The 20,431-nt window shown below is 60.1% G+C and carries 17 protein-coding genes and 1 CRISPR repeat array; of the genes, 10 read left to right on the top strand and 7 right to left on the bottom strand.

Annotation, left to right across the window (positions count from 1 at the left end):
• Positions 1–45 precede the first annotated feature (45 nt).
• From FVV99_RS00610 to FVV99_RS00600, 3 genes are all read right to left on the bottom strand, one after another.
• Positions 46–729, bottom strand: a complete 684-nt coding sequence (locus FVV99_RS00610) for a hypothetical protein (RefSeq protein ID WP_148252073.1) — start codon at positions 727–729, stop codon at positions 46–48.
• Positions 730–784: 55 nt separating this feature from the next.
• On the bottom strand, positions 785–1,732 hold the full coding sequence (locus tag FVV99_RS00605; RefSeq protein ID WP_148252571.1) for a glycerophosphodiester phosphodiesterase: 948 nt from the start codon (positions 1,730–1,732) through the stop codon (positions 785–787).
• 94 nt (positions 1,733–1,826) lie between these two features.
• On the bottom strand, positions 1,827–2,693 hold the full coding sequence (locus FVV99_RS00600; protein ID WP_148252072.1) for a WYL domain-containing protein: 867 nt from the start codon (positions 2,691–2,693) through the stop codon (positions 1,827–1,829).
• A gap of 145 nt (positions 2,694–2,838) precedes the next feature.
• Here FVV99_RS00600 and cas3 point away from each other — a divergent pair, with 145 nt between their 5' ends.
• The 10 genes from cas3 (at position 2,839) to FVV99_RS00550 (ending at position 16,995) form a co-directional block, all read left to right on the top strand.
• Complete coding sequence (gene cas3, locus FVV99_RS00595; RefSeq protein ID WP_148252071.1) at positions 2,839–5,523, top strand: CRISPR-associated helicase Cas3'; 2,685 nt, start codon at positions 2,839–2,841, stop codon at positions 5,521–5,523.
• Between the two features lie 11 nt (positions 5,524–5,534).
• Positions 5,535–7,223, top strand: a complete 1,689-nt coding sequence (casA, locus tag FVV99_RS00590; RefSeq protein ID WP_148252070.1) for a type I-E CRISPR-associated protein Cse1/CasA — start codon at positions 5,535–5,537, stop codon at positions 7,221–7,223.
• A complete protein-coding gene (gene casB, locus FVV99_RS00585; RefSeq protein WP_148252069.1) occupies positions 7,220–7,879 on the top strand; it encodes a type I-E CRISPR-associated protein Cse2/CasB in 660 nt (219 codons plus the stop codon). The genes casA and casB overlap by 4 nt, the downstream gene beginning before the upstream one ends.
• Positions 7,880–7,911: 32 nt before the next feature.
• Positions 7,912–8,982, top strand: coding sequence for a type I-E CRISPR-associated protein Cas7/Cse4/CasC (gene cas7e, locus FVV99_RS00580; protein WP_148252068.1), 1,071 nt, complete (start codon positions 7,912–7,914; stop codon positions 8,980–8,982).
• A 13-nt stretch (positions 8,983–8,995) separates the two neighbouring features.
• Positions 8,996–9,748 (top strand): type I-E CRISPR-associated protein Cas5/CasD, encoded by a 753-nt coding sequence (gene cas5e / locus FVV99_RS00575; protein WP_148252067.1) that lies wholly within the window; start codon positions 8,996–8,998, stop codon positions 9,746–9,748.
• Positions 9,748–10,440, top strand: a complete 693-nt coding sequence (cas6e, locus tag FVV99_RS00570) for a type I-E CRISPR-associated protein Cas6/Cse3/CasE (RefSeq protein ID WP_148252066.1) — start codon at positions 9,748–9,750, stop codon at positions 10,438–10,440. Before cas5e ends, cas6e begins: the two co-directional genes overlap by 1 nt.
• A gap of 8 nt (positions 10,441–10,448) precedes the next feature.
• On the top strand, positions 10,449–11,369 hold the full coding sequence (gene cas1e / locus FVV99_RS00565; RefSeq protein WP_148252065.1) for a type I-E CRISPR-associated endonuclease Cas1e: 921 nt from the start codon (positions 10,449–10,451) through the stop codon (positions 11,367–11,369).
• A 2-nt stretch (positions 11,370–11,371) separates the two neighbouring features.
• Positions 11,372–11,665 (top strand): type I-E CRISPR-associated endoribonuclease Cas2e, encoded by a 294-nt coding sequence (gene cas2e, locus FVV99_RS00560; protein WP_148252064.1) that lies wholly within the window; start codon positions 11,372–11,374, stop codon positions 11,663–11,665.
• Between the two features lie 110 nt (positions 11,666–11,775).
• Positions 11,776–14,733: a CRISPR direct-repeat array (repeat unit 29 nt; unit sequence CTGATCCCCGCAGACGCGGGGCTCAACCG).
• A 287-nt stretch (positions 14,734–15,020) separates the two neighbouring features.
• Positions 15,021–16,445 (top strand): APC family permease, encoded by a 1,425-nt coding sequence (locus FVV99_RS00555; protein WP_148252063.1) that lies wholly within the window; start codon positions 15,021–15,023, stop codon positions 16,443–16,445.
• A gap of 76 nt (positions 16,446–16,521) precedes the next feature.
• A complete protein-coding gene (locus FVV99_RS00550; RefSeq protein ID WP_148252062.1) occupies positions 16,522–16,995 on the top strand; it encodes a TspO/MBR family protein in 474 nt (157 codons plus the stop codon).
• Here the strand turns inward: FVV99_RS00550 and FVV99_RS00545 are convergent.
• From FVV99_RS00545 to FVV99_RS00530, 4 genes are read right to left on the bottom strand one after another with little or no spacing between them, the layout of a single operon-like run.
• Entirely contained in the window at positions 16,988–17,686 is a 699-nt protein-coding gene (locus FVV99_RS00545) for a polysaccharide deacetylase family protein (RefSeq protein ID WP_201744994.1), read from the bottom strand. The genes FVV99_RS00550 and FVV99_RS00545 overlap by 8 nt on opposite strands.
• Positions 17,683–18,816 (bottom strand): glycosyltransferase, encoded by a 1,134-nt coding sequence (locus FVV99_RS00540; protein ID WP_148252060.1) that lies wholly within the window; start codon positions 18,814–18,816, stop codon positions 17,683–17,685. Before FVV99_RS00540 ends, FVV99_RS00545 begins: the two co-directional genes overlap by 4 nt.
• The gene (locus FVV99_RS00535; RefSeq protein WP_148252059.1) at positions 18,813–19,991 is read right to left on the bottom strand and encodes a sulfotransferase; all 1,179 of its coding nucleotides are present in this window, start codon (positions 19,989–19,991) and stop codon (positions 18,813–18,815) included. Before FVV99_RS00535 ends, FVV99_RS00540 begins: the two co-directional genes overlap by 4 nt.
• Positions 19,988–20,431, bottom strand: a complete 444-nt coding sequence (locus tag FVV99_RS00530) for a GtrA family protein (RefSeq protein ID WP_161598938.1) — start codon at positions 20,429–20,431, stop codon at positions 19,988–19,990. Before FVV99_RS00530 ends, FVV99_RS00535 begins: the two co-directional genes overlap by 4 nt.

The raw sequence follows: 20,431 nt of genomic DNA, 5'->3' as shown, positions 1-20,431 counted from the left end.
GATACTGGCCGCCATGCTTGGTGGTGTTCGGGGCAGGTGAACCGTTCAATAACGAATGTGCATACCCAACTGATCCGGCCCCATTACCCAGGCGTATTCGTAATCGATCTGCATGTCACCGATCGACAGTTGCGCCGGCTGGAAGCGATTGACGGCATGGCCGGCTTGACCGGGCTGGCTCCATAACTGCAACTCGCTGACGAGCATGCCGGTGGCGAAACTGATGGCGCCATCGTCCGGCCGATCGTCGCCTACGCCGATCACCAGGCCCCCCACCGTGTTGACCGCCAGCGAACCCAGCCGTGCTCGCCAGCCGCGGCGGCGGCGCTCTTCCTCGGCGGTTTCGCGAATCACTTCACGGGCGCGTGCCAGCCGGTCGTCAGGGGCCTGGCCGCTGACTTGCTCCAGCTTGCGCCTGGCTTCGGGATGAGGCTGGCGGTCCAGTAACATGCCGCCCAGGGCGAGGGCGGATTTCACCGCCCCCACCCGGGCATCGAAGCGGTCGTCGCTGCTGCTACCCTCGCTGGATTGCCAGGCGTTGTAGGCCAGGCTGCCGGCATAGAACGTCGTCCAGCCGGTCTGCCAATAGTCGGCATGGCGCTCGCCGTGCTCCAGCGCATCGCGATAGGCGTTCCACTCCTGCTCGGCGGATTGCGCCATGGCGAGAGGCGTCATCGCCAGCGTGAGACTGGCGACCAGAGCAATCCATGAAGCGCGGGGAGTGAGCATGGGCGCGTCCTGTCGGCATTGGCAATCCGCTAAAAGATAGCACCTGAGCGGCGATTCACTCCACCAACTCGTTGAGGCGGTCCGGGAAGTTGGTGAAGATGCCGTCCACGCCCCAATCCAGCAGCGTCTGCATGGTTTCCTCGTCATTGATGGTGTAGACATGCACCAACAGATCGTTGGCCTGGGCCTGCTCGACGAAGTCGGCATCGATGACCTGCCTCTCTTCTTCACCGTAGGTCATGTTGGTGCCCACGCCGACCGCGTATTCGCCAATCGCCTGGAAGTCTGCGTCGGCGATCTCACCCGGCCCCGGCGTCACGTCGGTCCACTCGACCAGCGTGTCGCTGCCCTCGTCTTCGGGGTAGTACCACACCAACTGTACCAGCGGGATATCGGCATTCAGTTCATGGACCGTTTTCAGGCTTTCATCACTGAACGACTGGATGATCACCGAGCCGGATTCCACCAGGCCGTGATCCTCCAGTGCCTCGACCAAAGCCTCCTCGAGATCCGGATACAGCTCCGGCGACTTGGTCTCGAGGTAATAGCGCTCATCGGTGCCGAAACGCTCGATGACTTCATCCAGGGTCAGTATCTGGGCGCCTGCATAGTCATCGTCGGCATAGTCGGGAAATGCCTCGTTGAACCAGGAACCGGCATCCAGTGCCTTGAGTTCGTCCAGCGTGAAATCCTTTAGTTTTCCTTCGCCATCGGTGGAACGGTCGACGGTTTCGTCGTGGAACACCACCAGCTCACCATCGGCGGTCATCTGGACATCCATCTCCAGATAATCGGCATTCATCGCCTCGGCCTGCTCGAACGCCGACCAGGTCGCCTCCGGCGCATGACCGCTGGCGCCCCGGTGAGCGATCACCTGGAACGACTGCAGATCGTCCAGATGCTGCTGAATCGAATCGGATTCCGCCGCCACCGGCGCGGAAAGCACCGCACCGCCCAGCAACGCCAGTGACGACATACCACACAAACGCGGGTTGCGGATCATCATGACACCCTCCTTTTTATTGAATGGATATACAACAACCTACGCGGGGTGGCGAGGAGACGCAAATGGGGGATGGGCTCGGCATAGCAGCGGCTCACCAATGAATCCACTGGTTGAGTTCGGTTCGGTTGGCGATCTCGATCTGCTGTGCGCGGGGCTCGGGCTCGGAGTGTTTGGGGTTAACGCCTAATTCCAGCAACGCATAAAGTATCAGTGGACCCCGACAATTCAGCACCAGGCTGCCGTTTTTCATTCCATAATCCGCTTCGATGAGCCGCCGTTCCGCTTCGGGCAAGCGTTGGTCAGGTATCAAGCGGACATCGACATAGGTTTGCCAGTCGTTATCATGGAACTTGTCGTGGGTACCCAACATCCCTCCGCAGACGTCGGGGACGTCACGAAAACGGCTGAGTACGAAATCCCGGTAGTCCTGATGTTTTTCGCAAAACGCGCGGACATGCCATCTTCCTGCAGCAAACACCAGAGTATGGGGAACTATGATGCGATCTTCGCCATCGGGAGAGCGAAAAGAGGCATAGTTCACTTCTAGGCGTTCATTCTGCCGGGATGCCTTGACCAGCTCTCGAACCACGGCCGGCGATAACTGACGACTCGGTAATGGTAGCGATTCCGTATTGACTATTCCGATCCCCAAGCCTGCAAAAGGTGAATCGAGTTGTGTATCGGAACCCAGGAAGTGTAAATACTCTTCGACTTTGCCGAGTGTGTAATAGGGTTGAAAAGTATCGAGGGGAATAAATCCTTTACGTGAATTGTCGTATATCAGGTTAGCGGGCACTTCCTTACGATATTGGCGAAGCATCTTCTGGGCTTGCTGTCGCCCTATGTCAAAGGCAGTCCCCAGTTGTGATGCCGTGATACGTCCTTCCCATAACGCCAGAATTTCTATCAGTCGATAACGTGCCAGTATGTCCCATGGCAACGACGTCGTTTCCGTCATATATGATTCCCCGTCGTACCTGAATTATTCACTCTCGGACCCATGAGCCGGGCTGAAAACTGTGCTGGTTTGATATACATCGTTGGCAGGATCCAACACAGAGTGCTTATATGTTTCTAATCAATAATAACCGCAGGGAAGTGAAATGTTGCAATATCGGTATTGGGCAAAAGCCAAACCAGGAGGCGAGGGAGCACAATGCCATTTGCTGCCTTACCACAGTCTGGACGTGGCTGCTGTGGGCTGGCTGCTTCTGGCACCGGAGCGCCCACTGACGCAATTGCTGGCGGCTCGCCTCGATTTGTCTCCCGAAACACTTCGGCGTTTGTTCGTTTTCCTGCTCGGCTTGCATGATATCGGCAAGTTTTCGCGGGCATTTCAAGGTTTGGCTAGCCCAGAGGGCGTCAGTCTGGTGCCTGCACTTGAGCGCTACGCGTATACCGCGCGCCATGACCAGTTGGGGGCCGTACTATGGCAAGCCCACTGGTTGGAATGGTTGCGTGATGACACGCTGCAATGGCCTGGCGATATTCCTCCACGTCGTGAACGTCACCAGTTGAGTGAGACCTTGCGTGTATTGCTGGCGCCGATGTTCGGCCACCATGGCCAGCCGGTGGAAGCCGGTAATAGTGAGGTGCGAGCATTTTTTGGTCATGACGGTGTTGCCGATGATATCGAGGCCGCACGTCAATTCGTCAACGATTGGGCGGCTTTCATGCCTCCGTCATGGCCAGTGGAAAAACTGGTATCCGAAGCGTGGTGTGACACTCTGCGTGCCTTGAGTTGGACCATTGCGGGATGGGCTACCCTCAGCGATTGGCTGGGGTCGAATCGCGATCATTTCGCGTATTGCCAAGATGAGATGCCGCTGGGTGACTACTGGCCAATGGCCTTGGAGCGTGCGCAGCAAGCGCTCCAGGAGAGTGGCTTTGCGCAGCCTCCCGAGCCGGTAGCGTATGCGGGTCTATCCAGTTGGTTTGACGGAAAGTCGATTACGCCGACCCCGCTTCAGCGGGAAGCCGAAACCTTGCCCATCGGTGATGGCCCCCAGTTGTTCATCCTCGAGGACGTGACTGGCGCTGGCAAGACCGAGGCGGCTTGCATCCTCGCCCAGCGGTTACTGGCAGCGGGGCACGGTGAGGGGCTGTACTTCGCCTTGCCGACCATGGCGACCTCCAATGCCATGTATGAACGATTGGGGAATTTGCATCAACGCTTCTATGCCGAGGTATCTCGGCCTTCCTTCGTGCTGGCCCATGGCGCCCGTGAACTGAACGATACCTTCGTGAAGGCCGTGGCAGCGGAGCAGCCGGGGGATCAGGACTACGCGGCCGATGACATGACGGCTACCACGCGCTGCAATCGCTGGTTGGCTGACTCACGTAAAAAATCACTGCTGGCCGATGTTGGAGTAGGCACCATCGATCAGGCATTGATGGGACTATTGCCTTTTCGCCATCAGACGCTGCGTCTTTATGGCTTGGCGCGCAAGGTGTTAATCGTCGATGAAGTGCATGCCTACGACCATTACATGCAGACGCTGCTCAGCCAACTGCTGGCGCATCATGCCCGGCAGGGCGGTAGCGCTATTTTGCTGACAGCGACCTTGCCACGCGGCATGCGCGAAGAGCTCGCGACGGCATGGAGCCAGGGGCTGGGACAAGGGCTGGCGTCGCTTCAGGCGGATAAGTTCCCGTTGCTGACTCAAGTTGGCCCGGAAGGCCAGCGCGAAGTCCCGCTTGCCACGCGCCCGGAGGTAACGCGGGAGGTCGGCATCGACTGGCTGACCACGGAAGATCAGGCGCTCGATACCGTGATGTCAGCGGTCGAGGCAGGCGAGTGCGTCGCCTGGGTACGAAACACCGTGGATGACGCCATCCGAGCCTACGAGCAGCTCTGTCAGCGCCATCCCGATCCCGAGCGGTGCCTATTGTTTCATAGCCGATTCGCCATGGCGGACCGTCAGCGCATTGAATCGAGTGTTATTGAGCGGCTGGGCAAACCTTCCACCGCCGGCCAGCGCCAGGGGCAGGTGTTGATCAGTACGCAAGTCTTCCAGGAATCGCTCGATTGTGATGTTGACCATATGGTCAGCGACCTGGCGCCCATCGACCTGCTGATCCAGCGTGCTGGCCGTTTGCAGCGTCATGAGCGGGGCGTGCGTCGTACACCAGAGGTTTCCATCCTTGCCCCTGAGTGGTGCGAAACGCCGGATGCTCAATGGCTCAAGCGTGTGCTACCAGGTACGCAGGCTGTGTACCGCGATACATCTCTACTGTGGCTGACCCAGCGTGTATTACGTGAGTTGGGCGCGATTCGGATGCCCGACGAGGCACGTGCCCTGATCGAAAGCGTTTACGGGAAGGTCGCCGACCTAGTGCCGGATGACTTGCAAGAGGCACGTTGGGAGCAGCGTGGAATGCAAGGCGTAGCGGTCTCGATGGCCAACTTCAATGCACTCGATCTGGCGCAGGGCTACCTTCGGCACCCTGAGTTCGACCAATGGCAAGAAGAGCAGGAAATCGGCACGCGCTTGATAGATGAGCCGACGGTCAATGTCGTTCTACTCAAGCACACGCCCGATGATGAGCTATCGCTATGGGCCGAGGATGAGCGCCACGCCGACATGCTCAGCCAGGTCAAACTGCGCCAGAGCCAGGCGCAAAAGCTGGCGGAGCTACCGTGTGCTTTTCAGTCTCAGTGGGAAACTCTTCAGGAGCGTTACAAGGCGCTGCGCTTCACCCAGCCTTGGCTGATCGAGGCCGATACCGTCTGCGCCTATGACGCCCAATGGGGCCTACGGTTTGCGTCGAAGACAACAGATAACTAGGGGGAACAAACGTGAATTTAATCAGCGCGCCATGGCTGCCTTTCCTGACCCGGGAAGGCGCCACCGTTTACCGACCACCTTGCGCGGTGGCCGATCCTGAGGTTGTCGATCTCTCGCTGCCTCGGGCGGATTTCCAAGGCGCCGCCTACCAGTTCCTGCTTGGTTTGATTCAAACCGCATTACCGCCGCAGGACCATGGTGAGTGGCTGGATCGCTTTATCGAGCCGCCAAGCCTCGAGGAGCTGGAGGGCGCCTTCAAGCCTTTCAAGGATGCCTTTGAGCTGGAAGGTGATGGTCCACGCTTCATGCAGGATATGGACCCACTCGACGACGTTAAGGAGGCGACGGTCAGTGGTCTGTTGATTGATGCGCCTGGCGCGAACGGGATCAAGAACAATACGGACTTTTTCGTCAAACGTGGGCGTGCCGAAGCCATGTGCGAAGACTGCGCAGCCTTGGCTCTGTTCACCATGCAGATCAATGCCCCGGCCGGTGGGGCGGGCATTCGCGTCGGTCTGCGAGGCGGCGGCCCGTTGACCACACTGGTATTGCCGGAGGCAGCTGATGCCAGTCTGTGGTCTCGTCTATGGCTGAATGTGTTGACGTCCAAGGCGCTGACGCGGTCAGGCCAGACCTGGCAAGCACCGCGTAGCGATGACGAAAGCCTGTTTCTCTGGATGGCTCAGACCCGGGTCAGCGATAAGAAGGGCACGGAAGTCCTGCCTGATGACATGCATCCACTGCATCCTTACTGGTCAATGCCGCGACGCTTCCGGCTGTTGTTTGAGGATGGCTCGTGTCACTGCGACATCTGTGGGCGAGAGACGACACACGCCGTACGCCGCATTCGCGCCAAGAAGCAGGGGGCTAATTATGATGGCCCCTGGCTGCATCCGCTGACTCCGTATCGCCGTGACCCCAAGAAACCCAATGAGCCACCGCTGTCCACCAAGGGGCAGCCGGGCGGTTTGGGATATCAGCATTGGCCGAACCTGGTACTCCACGATCCCGATACCAGTGGTGCACTCCCTGCCGGGGTAGTGCAGGACTTCGCTAAAAAAGTGATGTTGGTTGATGAGGAGCGTCGTGCAGGAGAGGACCTGTCCGCGCTACTCAAACATGCCCGGCTATGGGCCTTCGGCTATGACATGGACAACATGAAACCCCGGGGCTGGTACAGCGTCGAGATGCCATTGGTGGCCGTACCGCCCGCGCAACAGGAGCGGCTGCGTGACTGGGTGCAGCGCTTCACCGAACTAGCACGTCAGGTCGCCTGGATGGTGCGTACTCAGGTCAAGAACGCCTGGTTCGCTCGTCCTTCCGAGGCCAAGGGTGATATGAGTCATATCGACCAACAGTTCTATGACGCCACGCAGAGCGCATTTTATCAGGCGCTGTTGGGGCTTCAGCAGGCGCTTCAGAGCCCTGAACCTACCGCGCATATGCCTTCTGGCGTTGCCGAGCGTTGGTTTCGAACGCTCAGGCGCCAAGCGCTGGCTCAGTTTGAAACGCAAGCCTTGAGTGGTGCGCTTGAAGCTATGGACTTACAGCGTGCCACGGCGGCACACCGCCAGTTGTTGAACTTTCTGGGCGGGCATAGCAAGGGGAGCAAGGTCATTCGTCAATTTGCCGCAGACGGTGGCTTCGCATTGAAGCAGCCAGCCGCTGAAGCGGTCGCCAATAAAGAGGGCATGTCATGACAGAAACGGAGACTACAGCCGCACAACAAGAAGCGCCCCCGCGCGTTCCCGAGCGGTTGTTTGCCATCACACGTCCTGAGGCCGATGCGCTGCGGCGTTGGTGGCAGCGTTTGACGTTACCGGCCGAGGCATTGAAGGCGCATACCGATGTGCCCCCTTGGCCCAAGGGCGTACGCGCCACCCTACGACGTTGCGACACCATCGAAACGGCCATGTTGACCGAGGCTTTTCGCCATTTGTGGAACCAGCTTCCGTCGAACAGCGAAAGCAATCAGTGGCAGCGCGATAGATCGCTCCAGGTCTGGGCCTGCGTCGCACTGGTCGTGGCCGAGCTTCGCGACGAACAACCGAAGAGGCCACTGGGCGCTTGCCTCGGGGAGCAGAAGCGAGAAACCGGTAAGCCGCATATGAGTGAGTTGCGCTTTCAGCAGCTGATGGCATGTCGCACGCCGGAAGAATTGATTCAACGCTTGCGCCGCGCACTGGCGCTCATCGACAAACGCGAGGTCAGTGCCGTATGCCTGGCCGACAATATCGCGTTGTGGTGGCGCGAACATCAAGGCGCGTTATCAGCGCAGCCATCACAACGGCTGGGTTTTATCTGGGCAAACGATTACTTCGGTGCCACGGCCGGTTATCGAAACGACAACGACTAAGACCGCTTTTTTATAACGCTAGGGAGCGAATCATGAGCCATTTCATCCAACTGCACTTGTTGACCTCTTACCCACCCGCCAATCTCAATCGCGATGATCTCGGCCGGCCCAAAACCGCCTTGATGGGCGGTGCCAAACGCCTACGTGTCTCGTCTCAAAGCCTGAAGCGTACCTGGCGCACGTCTTCTCTATTCGAAGAAGCGGTGGGCCAGCACCGTGGGCAACGTACCAAGCGTGTGGGGCTCGAAGCTGAAAAGCAGTTAATCGCAAAAGGTATCGGCGATAAAAAAGCGCGTGAGTGGGCCACTGAAATTGCCAAGGTATTCGGTGATGTCGCCAAGGGTGAAGTGGAAACCAGCCAGTTGGTTCACATCGCCCCCGAAGAACAGGCCAAGGTCGATGCGTTGGTCGAGACGCTGGCCGCTGAAAATCGTGCGCCTGAGAAGGAAGATCTCACCCTGCTTCGTGAGAAGCCCACGGCCGTTGATATCGCGCTGTTCGGTCGCATGCTGGCGGCGGAACCAAAATTCAACGTCGAGGCTGCTTGCCAAGTCGCGCATGCGATCACCGTGCATGCCGCCGAGGTCGAGGATGACTACTTTACGGCGGTAGACGACTTGAACGCGGGCGATGAGCACCGCGGTGCGGCACACGTTGGTGAAGCAGGATTCGGCGCAGGGTTGTTTTACAGCTATATCTGCATTGACCGTCAGCAATTGATCGAGAACTTGCAGGGCAACGAAGAGCTTGCCGACCGCGCCATCGCGGCATTGGTGGAGGCCTCGGTCAAGACCTCGCCCAAGGGCAAGCAGAACAGCTTCGGCTCCCGTGCACATGCCAGCTATGTGCTGGTCGAGAAGGGCGACCAGCAACCCCGCTCGCTCTCGACTGCTTTCCTGCGTCCTGTCATGGGTCAGGATCAATCATTGGATGCCATCAATCGACTAGAGCGTCAGGCCAAGGCTTTCGACGAAGCATATGATGTCGGCGCCGATCGTCGCTTCATTGTCACGGCAGAGCCTGATTATTCGGCCCCCCAACTGACGGGCAACGTAGCGACGGGCAGCTTCTCGGCGTTGGTCGATTTCCTTGGCGACGACTGATAAGGGGGCCGTCATGACGGAATATCTAGTCTTCCGGCTTTATGCGCCGCTCGCGAGTTGGGGCGAGGCAGCGGTGGGCGAGTCGCGACCCTCTGCCACGTATCCGGGACGAGGTGCGATTATCGGGTTACTTGGGGCGGCGCTAGGTGTGCGGCGCGACGACGATGAGCGACAGCGCCAATTGCGCGAAAGCGTTTGTATCGCGGTCAAACAGCGCTCGCCGGGAGCATTGTTACGCGACTACCACACGGTGCAGGTGCCAGCGGCGCAGTCGAAAGTGACATACCATACCCGGCGCGATGAGCTGAATGCTCCACGCAAAGTCATCAATACCATTCTTTCCAGTCGAGACTACCGTGGCGACGGTTTGTGGACCGTTGCCGTGTGGCTGACTTCGCAGGCCAAGCTCACTCTGAGCGAGATGGAGCAGGCATTGAAAACGCCATATTTTCCGCTCTATCTAGGGCGCAAGGCATGCCCACCTGCCGCGCCCTTGGCGCCCCGACGAGAAATATGTGGATGCTTGCTTGATGCCTTGGATACGTCGTTTCCCCCGTTGTGCGGAACGGCGGATGAGGAGCGCCGCGTGCTTAATCTCCCCGACGAAACGTTGTACGCCTGGGAGGGCGATCCAAAACATTTGGATGGCTCCTTGGAAGGTAACGAATCCAATGATGTGTGGGATGAACCGCTCCATCGCCGGCGTTGGCAATTCGGGCCACGTGCCGAGTTCCGGCGTATTGTTGGTCAAGAGGAGGGCCGCTGATGTATCTATCTCGCGTCAAGGTCGATCTCAACGGCCTCTCTCGTGAAGCCTTGTTCGAGATCATGGGCGGTGGTGCTTATGCTGCCCACCAACTACTCTGGCGTTTATTTCCGGAGTATCAGGGACCGAGGCCGTTTCTGTTTCGCCAGGAAATGGAAGATCCCGAGAATGGTGGGGCACCGCGCGGCCTGCCGTTGTTCTATGTGCTCTCCGATCGGGGGCCGGCTCCTCTTCCTGGATTGCTTGAGGCTCAGTGCAAATCGTTCACACCAGTGCTCGAAGTGGGCGATCAACTCGCTTTCCGGTTGCGTGCCAACCCCACTGTGGCGAAGTCAGTGGCGGGTAAGCGTGGTCAGCGTGCTGACGTGTTGATGGCGGCCAAGTATCCCTTCGAGGCGGGTAAGGAACGGACCAGCCAGGCCTGTATTGAGGCGATGGATGAGGCCGCCCGAGGGTGGTTGGTCGAGCGCGCCGAGTCTTGTGGATTCCGTTTGCCGGTCGAGCCCGAAGTCGGGGCCTATCGTCAGCATGCCTTGCCAAAAAGCAAGGGCCGTCCCATTCGCTTTTCCAGCGTCGACTATGAAGGTTTACTGGAAGTGACTGACCCAGGGCGCCTGACCGAAACGTTGGCACATGGGATCGGGCGTGCCAAGGCCTTCGGCTGTGGCCTGATAATGTTGCGAAGGCCATAGGAGGCGCCATGGGTTTCATTCCTTTGAAGCCCATTCCAGAGAAAGATCGCATGTCGATGATCTTCGTCGGGATGGGCCAGATCGACGTGCGCGATGGTGCCTTCGTCGTCATCGACGAGGTGAACGGTGAACGCATGCACATTCCCGTCGGGTCGGTGGCCTGTTTGCTACTCGAGCCCGGCACCCGTGTGTCCCATGCCGCTGTTAAGTTAGCGGCTGTGGTTGGCACGTTATTGATATGGGTGGGTGATGCCGGCGTACGGTTATACAGCGCAGGACAGCCTGGCGGGGCGCGTTCGGACAAACTTCTTTATCAAGCGCAATTGGCGTTGGATGACAAGCTGCGCCTCAAGGTTGTCAGGAAGATGTTCGAAATGCGCTTTGGCGAAGAACCTCCTTCGCGGCGTAGTGTCGATCAATTGCGTGGCATGGAAGGGGCTCGGGTACGCAAGACCTATCAGCTATTGGCCAAGCAATATGGCGTTAAATGGAAGGGGCGTCGCTATGACCCTACTCAATGGGACGCTTCCGACGTGGCCAACCAATGTCTGTCGGCCGCCACGGCTTGCCTCTACGGTATTACCGAAGCCGCAATCCTGGCAGCGGGCTACGCCCCCGCGATTGGTTTTTTGCATACCGGCAAGCCGTTGAGCTTTGTCTATGACATTGCCGACATCGTTAAATTCGAGACAGTCGTGCCAGCAGCGTTCCGAGTAGCCGCGCGTAACCCACCAAAGCCTGAGCGGGAAGTGCGTATCGCCTGTCGCGATGCCTTTAAACAAACGCGTTTACTGCAGCGTCTGATTCCAATGATCGAAGACGTTCTGGCGGCAGGCGATATTGAGCCTCCGCCGCCTGCTTCGGAAGCAGTCCCCCCGGCAATACCTGAACCCGAATCGGTAGGCGACGCAGGCCACAGGAGTCAGTGATCATGGCAATGCTCGTTGTGGTAACTGAAGCAGTGCCTCCGCGCCTTCGAGGACGGCTTGCGGTATGGTTGTTGGAAATCAGAGCCGGTGTTTACGTCGGAGATGTCAGCAAACGTATCCGCGAAATGGTTTGGGAACAAGTGGAAGTTTTGGCGGAGGAGGGGAATGTCGCTATGGCTTGGGCCAGTAACCATGAATCAGGCTTCGAATTCCAGACTTATGGAGACAATCGCCGTGTGCCGATTGACCATGATGGGTTGCGTTTGGTGAGGTTTTTACCGCAAGAAAGTATCTAGTTGTTTTTGAAGGCTCTTTAAAAAATCAAGCTGATTGAAATTTGATCAAAATCGCTGGTGGAAATTCTGCTGGCGATTTTGTTCTTTATAAACAATAATCTACAATTAGTCTGATCCCCGCAGACGCGGGGCTCAACCGCCCGTTACTGGCGCGTCACGGTGTCCGGCGCTCTGATCCCCGCAGACGCGGGGCTCAACCGTGTTTGTTGAGACGTATATCGATGATGGGTCTCTGATCCCCGCAGACGCGGGGCTCAACCGTCACGACCGCCGAGATTGTTCCGCTCTCGAAGCTGATCCCCGCAGACGCGGGGCTCAACCGATGTTGATCATGCCGCACTGGTTTCCGGCCACCTGATCCCCGCAGACGCGGGGCTCAACCGCCACCATTGCGAGTCGGATGCATCTCCATATCCTGATCCCCGCAGACGCGGGGCTCAACCGTCAGTGCCTTGCAATGGCCCTGCCAAGTCGACCTGATCCCCGCAGACGCGGGGCTCAACCGCACGGCGCTAACGCTGGACAACCGCGCGTAGACTGATCCCCGCAGACGCGGGGCTCAACCGTATCCTCCTGAGTTCATCGAAAGTGTTTACAACTGATCCCCGCAGACGCGGGGCTCAACCGCTAGTGCGTTCGCCGGGAAGACTTCCTGATAACTGATCCCCGCAGACGCGGGGCTCAACCGTCTGCATTTCCGTCAGAGTTAATCAGATAGTTCTGATCCCCGCAGACGCGGGGCTCAACCGCGATCCAAGATCCTCGAAGACGCCCGTAACGGCTGATCCCCGCAGACGCGGGGCTCAACCGGCTGAATTGAATCTGCCATGTGTACTCATCCTCTGATCCCCGCAGACGCGGGGCTCAACCGGTCTGGCTACGCTCTCGAATGCGATGGATGTCCTGATCCCCGCAGACGCGGGGCTCAACCGGTGGCCGTCCAGCTAAAAACCACCACCCAACACTGATCCCCGCAGACGCGGGGCTCAACCGGTCAACCATAGCCAGTGCGCAGGCATCGCGGTGCTGATCCCCGCAGACGCGGGGCTCAACCGCTACTGCAGGATACGAAGGTTCAACAGGCGGTCTGATCCCCGCAGACGCGGGGCTCAACCGCCGGCCTATAACTTCGGCGGCCTCAGTCTCTCCTGATCCCCGCAGACGCGGGGCTCAACCGCACAGCGGCGCAGGTAAAGAGCCCCGCCAGTCCTGATCCCCGCAGACGCGGGGCTCAACCGGTGGCAACGCCAACGCGAACTTCAACTGGATTCTGATCCCCGCAGACGCGGGGCTCAACCGCGACGGAGCCGGTTTCCCGATGCGGTGAAAATCTGATCCCCGCAGACGCGGGGCTCAACCGATGACCTTTTCGTGTGGCCGGATGGCTATAGCCTGATCCCCGCAGACGCGGGGCTCAACCGTTCATTGCCCTGTACAAGCTGAGTGGTGGAGGCTGATCCCCGCAGACGCGGGGCTCAACCGGCTCATTTGGACACTCCGAGGAACTTGTCGGACTGATCCCCGCAGACGCGGGGCTCAACCGGACGTCGAGCGCTCGACGCGCAAGATGACCTCCTGATCCCCGCAGACGCGGGGCTCAACCGTCCTCGACATCACCACGATTGCTCTGCAGCCACTGATCCCCGCAGACGCGGGGCTCAACCGTGGCTACCCTCTTTACGCCTCTAGCACATCACCTGATCCCCGCAGACGCGGGGCTCAACCGCGCTCGGCTGCCAAGCGTAGGGTGCCGATAACCTGATCCCCGCAGACGCGGGGCTCAACCGTACGAGGTGAAGAAGCTGGCGATCAAACAGCACTGATCCCCGCAGACGCGGGGCTCAACCGCTTCCGGATGGATCCGATCTTCCTGAAGGCATCTGATCCCCGCAGACGCGGGGCTCAACCGTATGGATCCACCACAGATATGGAGGCCCCGAACTGATCCCCGCAGACGCGGGGCTCAACCGATGCCGATCAGCACGGCCACACCGACAACGGACTGATCCCCGCAGACGCGGGGCTCAACCGGCAGGTGAAATAACCGCCTGTCTAGGCTGTCTCTGATCCCCGCAGACGCGGGGCTCAACCGGTAGCGCCAGCGGTGGCGACAGCGTTAGGTGGCTGATCCCCGCAGACGCGGGGCTCAACCGTGACCATTCCGGCGCGCCCCTATCTGGGGCTGCTGATCCCCGCAGACGCGGGGCTCAACCGCTACAGTAGTACTCCTGCTGGATCATGTCTTCCTGATCCCCGCAGACGCGGGGCTCAACCGGTCCAGAGCCATCATAAAAACCGTTCTCGACGCTGATCCCCGCAGACGCGGGGCTCAACCGGCTATAGCGTCGACCAGGTGCGGGCGATGCACCTGATCCCCGCAGACGCGGGGCTCAACCGGTAGAGCAGGTGGCACCGGGATACGTCAAAAACTGATCCCCGCAGACGCGGGGCTCAACCGTAGACGAAACCTACCTGATATACCGACTTTGTCTGATCCCCGCAGACGCGGGGCTCAACCGCCGCGCAGGCACCGGGCTTATCGGTGTTTTCCCTGATCCCCGCAGACGCGGGGCTCAACCGGTTGCCGCGTTGCTTCACGAACACGCCCCGGTCTGATCCCCGCAGACGCGGGGCTCAACCGTCTGGATGCCTGTATCTGGCGGCATTTCGGCGCTGATCCCCGCAGACGCGGGGCTCAACCGTCGATGCCCATTTTCTTAGCCGTGTCCTTGCGCTGATCCCCGCAGACGCGGGGCTCAACCGCAATCAGGCGCAGCTCCTTGCCGAATGGCTGCCTGATCCCCGCAGACGCGGGGCTCAACCGCCCATTTCGAGGGGCTGGTCTTCCTGCAGTACCTGATCCCCGCAGACGCGGGGCTCAACCGACGCGGAAGCCATGATCGACAGTGTACGCGAGCTGATCCCCGCAGACGCGGGGCTCAACCGGTCCAGAGCCATCATAAAAACCGTTCTCGACGCTGATCCCCGCAGACGCGGGGCTCAACCGACTTCACCGCGCTGACGCTGACGGCTGGTCTGCCGATCCCCGCAGGCGCGGGGCTCAAGCGTACTGGAATATCTCGATCGCTAATACTACGTCCCGATCCCCGCAGGTGCGGGGCTTTATCGTCACATTTCAATTTGTGATGCTTCCTTTCGTTCGCGTTTATCTTACGCACACGCAGCTCAAAATCACTGGTAAACGTTTAGCTGACACGTGTCATCCGTTGGTATCACCCGGTTGTTGCTGGAGAAGCCGTCAATTATATTGCTCGCCGTGTTGATAAAACCGATGCCGTCGGCTGAACTCACTGATGTGATGGCCTGATGTGAACCAACAATAGGGGCGGAGACGATGACAACGGATGTATCCCAGGGCGGGAAGTTGACCCGCGTGCTGGCCAGAAAGGATGTTCTCGCGCTGGCGTTCGGTGCGATGATCGGTTGGGGCTGGATCGTGATGACGGGCGAGTGGATCCAGTCGGCAGGGAGTGCGGGGGCGATAACCGCGTTCGTGGTGGGCGGCATTGCCATCCTGCTGGTCGGGTTGACGTATGCGGAGCTGGCGTCGGCGATGCCGCAGGTCGGCGGCGAGCATGTGTACAGTTATCGGGCGCTGGGCCATTTTGCGTCGTTTCTGTGTACCTGGGCGATTGCGCTGGGCTATGTCAGCGTCGTGGCGTTCGAGGCGGTGGCGTTGCCGACCGTGGTCGAGCATTTGTTCCCCGATTATTCGGTGGGCTATCTCTGGACGATGGCCGGTTGGGAGGTGAATGCGTCCTGGGTGGCCGTCGGCGTGGTCGGTTCGCTGATCATGACGTGGATCAATTACGTCGGTATCCGCACCGTGGCACTGGTCCAGAAGCTGGTGACTCTGCTGATCATGGTCGTGGGCGTGATGTTCATCACCGGCGCGCTGTTCGAAGGAGAACAGGCGACGATGGAGCCGCTGTTCAACACCTCGGAAGGCGTGATGGGCGGCATCATGACGGTGATCATCATGGTGCCGTTCATGTTCGTCGGGTTCGATGTCATTCCGCAGGCGGCGGAAGAGATCAACCTGCCGTTCCGGGAAATCGGCCGAGTGCTGATGGCGTCGGTGTTACTGGCCGTGTTCTGGTATGCCTTGATCATTCTGGGAACGTCGCTGATGCTCGATCCAGCGGCGCTGGGCGAAAGCTCGCTGGCAGTACCGGATGCCATGCAGGCGGTGTTCCAGGCGCCCTGGGCCGGTAACCTGATGGTGCTGGCGGGGGTCGCCGGCATCGTGACGAGCTGGAATGCCTTTTATGTCGGTGGCTCGCGGGCGATTTATGCGCTGGCCCATGCGGGCATGTTGCCGGCGTTCCTGGGCAAGCTGCATCCGAAGCACAAGACGCCGACCAATGCGATCTTCCTGATGGGGGCGCTGTCGTGCCTGGCCCCGTTCCTGGGGCGTCCGGCACTGGTTTGGCTGGTGGTCGCCGGCGGCTTGGGGATCGTCATCGCCTATCTGTTCGTGGCGTTGTCGTTTCTGGTGCTGCGCCATCGCGAGCCAGAGCTGGAACGGCCGTTCAGAGTATCCAACGGCAAGCTGGTTGGCTGGGTGTCGATCCTGTTGTCGCTGGGGATGATAGGGCTGTACATGCCGGGCAGCCCGTCGGCACTGGCGCCGCTGGAGTGGGGCATGTTCGCCGGTTGGATGCTGCTGGGGCTGGCGATGTATGCGTGGTCGCGCAATCGCTACGGTGTCGAGTTCAGCGATCGCATGATGAATCGCGAACTGGCGGGCAAGAATTGATTCCTGACAAGTCATCGTCATCGCGTTGCTGTCATACTGGCGGCACCCTGAAGGACATTGACGATGATGAGGTCTCATGACGGTATCGGCTCGCCAATCGCTGACGTTCTTCCTGGGCTGGTTGCTGTTGGTGGCGTTGGTCTCGCTGAGCGGGGTCGCGACACCGCCGGGTGAGTGGTATGCCGGCCTGACGAAGCCGCCGTTCACGCCGCCGAATCTGTTGTTTCCGGTGGCGTGGACACTACTCTATCTGCTGATGGCGGTGGCGGCGTGGCGGGTGACGTGCCTGGCGCCGCCGGGTGGGCGTGTGCATTTCCTGTGGCCCTTCGTCGCGCAGTTGGCAGCCAACGGCCTGTGGTCGTTGCTGTTCTTCGGCCTGCACTGGATGCTGGTGGCGCTACTGGACCTGGGCGTGCTGCTGGGGCTGCTCGTGCTGACGTTGCGGCGTTTCCATCGCGTCTCGGTGACGGCGTTCTGGCTGTTAGTGCCGTATCTGCTGTGGGTGGTGTTCGCGAGTTATCTCAACGCGGCGATCTGGTGGCTCAATTGAGGTGTCGTTGATCGTAACGCCGGGATTGCCAGTCGCCTGCCAGTAGCCGCTGCATGTCCTCGGCGAGCCGTAGCTCCGGGTCGTAGGGATGAATGCCAATGCGTAGCGGGCGGTTGCGGCGTCGCGCTTGCCATACCTGTGTCCGATTCCATTGCCGCAGTACGCGTTCGCGCCAGGCGGTATCGGCTTCGAATCCGACCAACGGCAGGCTGTCGAGACGCCCGCTCTGCGGATCGAGCAAGCCTCGGGTCACTTCGATGCGTCGATAGGGCTGAGTCTGGAGCTTGGTCTTGGGAATCGCACCCAACGCCCAGGCGGGCGGTACATAGGTGCTCGGTGCCCCGAGCCCTTGTTTGCTGAACCAGGCGGCGGAGCGTCGCATGAGCATGTCGATGCCGCGGCCGTCCAGGGCCAGGTGTTCGGCGGCCCGGCGTGATATCAAGGCGGCATGCAGGCGGTGATAGGGCCCGCCCAGGCGCGGGGCATGGTGGCGCCAGCCATGGGCCGCCAGTTCGATGCCCGATTGCTGCCAGTGGGCGAGCGTGTCGATGTGTTCGTCCTGCCATGCGAGCCCGGGGACCACCAACAGGGTAATGGCGTCGTGTCCCTGGTGTCGCAGGCTGTCGATGAGCGCCGCCACTCGGGGCATGGTGTGCGGCATGACATCATGTATCGACACCAGGGCGTTCATGGTGCGCCTTTGGCTTGTTCGGCCAGTACGGTCAACCATTGATCGAGCGTATGTTCATTGAGCTGCAAGGCGGCGGTTCGCGCCTTCGCGGCAACGGCGGTCAGAGCGCCCGGTGGGTCGGCTTGCAGACGGGCGATGGCATCACTCAGCGACTCCTGGCTTCTGATCTTGTAAAGCCCGGCCGCCAGTTGTGTCCAGTCATGGATGCCGGCGTTTTCGGAAACCAGTGCCGGTCGCCCGCGTGCCATCGCTTCCAGGGCGATGGAGCCGAAGGTTTCCTGGTGCGAAGGAAGCACCAGCAGGCTCGACTCATCGATCAGGTCGCGCAGAGTGTGGCGGTCCAGCCAGCCCCGGTAGTCGATATTGGCATAGCGTGCGGCATAGGATTCGACCTTGGCTTTCAGCGGGCCATCGCCGCCGATGACGAAGCGAAGTGTCGGCCAGTCCTGGGCGGCTTGCAGGATGGCGTCGATGTTTTTTTCGGCGGCCAGGCGTCCGGCAAAGCAGATCTGTGTCACCGTCTCGGGTAACGGTGGCGGCGCCGCTTCCACAAAGCCGCGCTCCAGCGGCGTGCCCATGACGTCATACTGTTTGGCGCCTAACCCCATCACGGTATCGCCCAGGGTGGGGTTGTTCACCAGCACGGTGGCGCTGCGCTGGCACAGGAAGCGGTTGGCGGAATTCAGGCAGCCGGAAATGAGGTGCCGCTTGAACGGCCGCCAGTAGATATCGGCAAGCCCTTCGAAGTGGGTGTGATAGGCGGAGATGAACCCGCATTGGTAGCGACGCGCCATCCACGGGCCTAGCAGTCCGAAGGGGCCCGGTGTGGCGCTGACGATGACATGAGGCCGAATGCGTGCCAACTCGCGGCGGACATGGAGCAGATTGGGCGCCGAGAGTTTCTGGGTGGTGTCGCCCGGTAACGGGAAACTCAACGGATGAAACCCGGTTCGGTGTTGTGGCTGTATGATGCCGGCACAGGCGATGCGCGAGCGTAACTGATCGATCAAGTCGTGATAGTAGGCGCCGGTGCCATTGCGTTCGGCCAAGGAGTCGGAGAAGAACGCGACGCGCAGTCGATGAGTGGCGATGGACGGTTCAGACTGGACTAGTGTGGCGATATCGTTCACTCGGTGATCCTGATTCGCTGTGGTAGTGCGATGACTTGTTGATAACCCGGCCGCATGGTGGCTTCCATCGTATCACGCGGTATCGCCAGTGACTCGACCGTGTGCCGGTGCTGACTGGTGGTGCCGGCCGGCAACTGCTGGATGTGATCCGCCAGTTCGGGGCCCATGGGCTCCTCGATGCGAGCCAGTGCTCGCATGATAATCACGGACGGTTGCTCTCGCATGTCGTCCATGTCGATGACTACCCCCTGCGACAGTGACCAGTTAGCCATGGTTTCTCCCAGGTGGTCGAGCGTCTCGGCGAACAAATTAAGGAAACATTGTTGAAATTTGATGTTATCCACGGAGGTACCGAACAACGGCCCGGCACTGGCGACGGAACTGAGCTGTGAACTGAGAGCGGTGGCGGGGTCGCGCACGCAGATCATGAACCGGGCTTCGGGAAACTGGCTGTGAAGCCCGGCTAGCCAGGAACCGAAGGCGGCGTTCTTCGACAGTAGCTGGCGGTGGCCACCGTCGGCATAGAGATGACGCTGCAGGCAGCCACGATAGAAATGCAGTAGCCGTCGTCGGCGGGCAGGGCGCATTCGGCGATCGAAATGCCCCAGGTCCTGGACGCCCGGGCTACCGGGAAAAACCAGCATCAGGATGAAGCAGCCACCGGCGGGCAACAGGGTCAGGTAATCCTCTTCCGCGGCGTTGAGGCCGACATCGTGGATGGCGGCGAAGTCGCCGGTCATCCGTCGTGTCAGGGCGTCCAGGTTGCGTCGTCCCCATCCGCCCAGGGCTCGGTCGAGCTTGCCGAGCCCGTTCAGGAGCTTGCGTTGGGTGATCGAGGGAGCCAGTAGCGCTTCCCAGGTGGTCAGGGTGGTGTAGCGTTGCCTGTCCACGGCCAGGGTGCGATGGAGGAAGGTGGTACCGCTACGCGGAATGCCGGTGATGAATACCGCCTTGCCGATATCGACACGCCGGTAGCGCGGGAACAGTACGTCATCCAGCAACAGGCAAATCGCATGGATGCCCTGTATCAACAGGAATAGCGGCATGCCACAGAGCAGTAGCAGGGCTCGGCGAGGGCGCATGGGAGCACGTGGGTCTCGCCATGCCAGCAGTGAGCGTGCCCACCAGCCAAGGTAGAGAGCCAGGCTTTCCAGCAGCGTGAGCAGTGTCGTCATGGGCGGTGGAAGACCAGTTTGTGGGACACGAAGAAGTTGAAGCACATGCCGGCCACGCCGCCTAACCAGATCCCCAGCAACGGCAGCCAGTAGACGGCTCCCGGCGTCAACCCGATGGCACCGCCGGCCAACAGCACCAACGCGAAGAGACCGTAATTGATCATGCCGCCGGTCGCATGGACGGCGTAAAAACGCATCAACTCACTGAGAATGCTGCGAAACCGCTGGTGATAGTGGAACGTGAAATGGCGGTTCAGGAAATAACCTGCGGTTATCGCCAAGCCGTACGAGAACACACGCGAGAGATAGAGGTTGAGATCGAAGCCGTCGTGCAGGCCATAAAGGCTACCTGCATCGATCAAGGCGATCGTGCCGCCGACCAGAGCGAAGCGCAGGAACGTGGCACGTTGGCTGGTGGAATGCAAAAACCGTCTCAACAT

The sequence above is a fragment of the Aidingimonas lacisalsi genome (assembly GCF_008079445.1).
Lineage (GTDB): Bacteria > Pseudomonadota > Gammaproteobacteria > Pseudomonadales > Halomonadaceae > Aidingimonas > Aidingimonas lacisalsi.
Note: the sequence above shows the minus strand (reverse complement) of the source record. Positions and strands in the feature narration are given on the sequence as shown.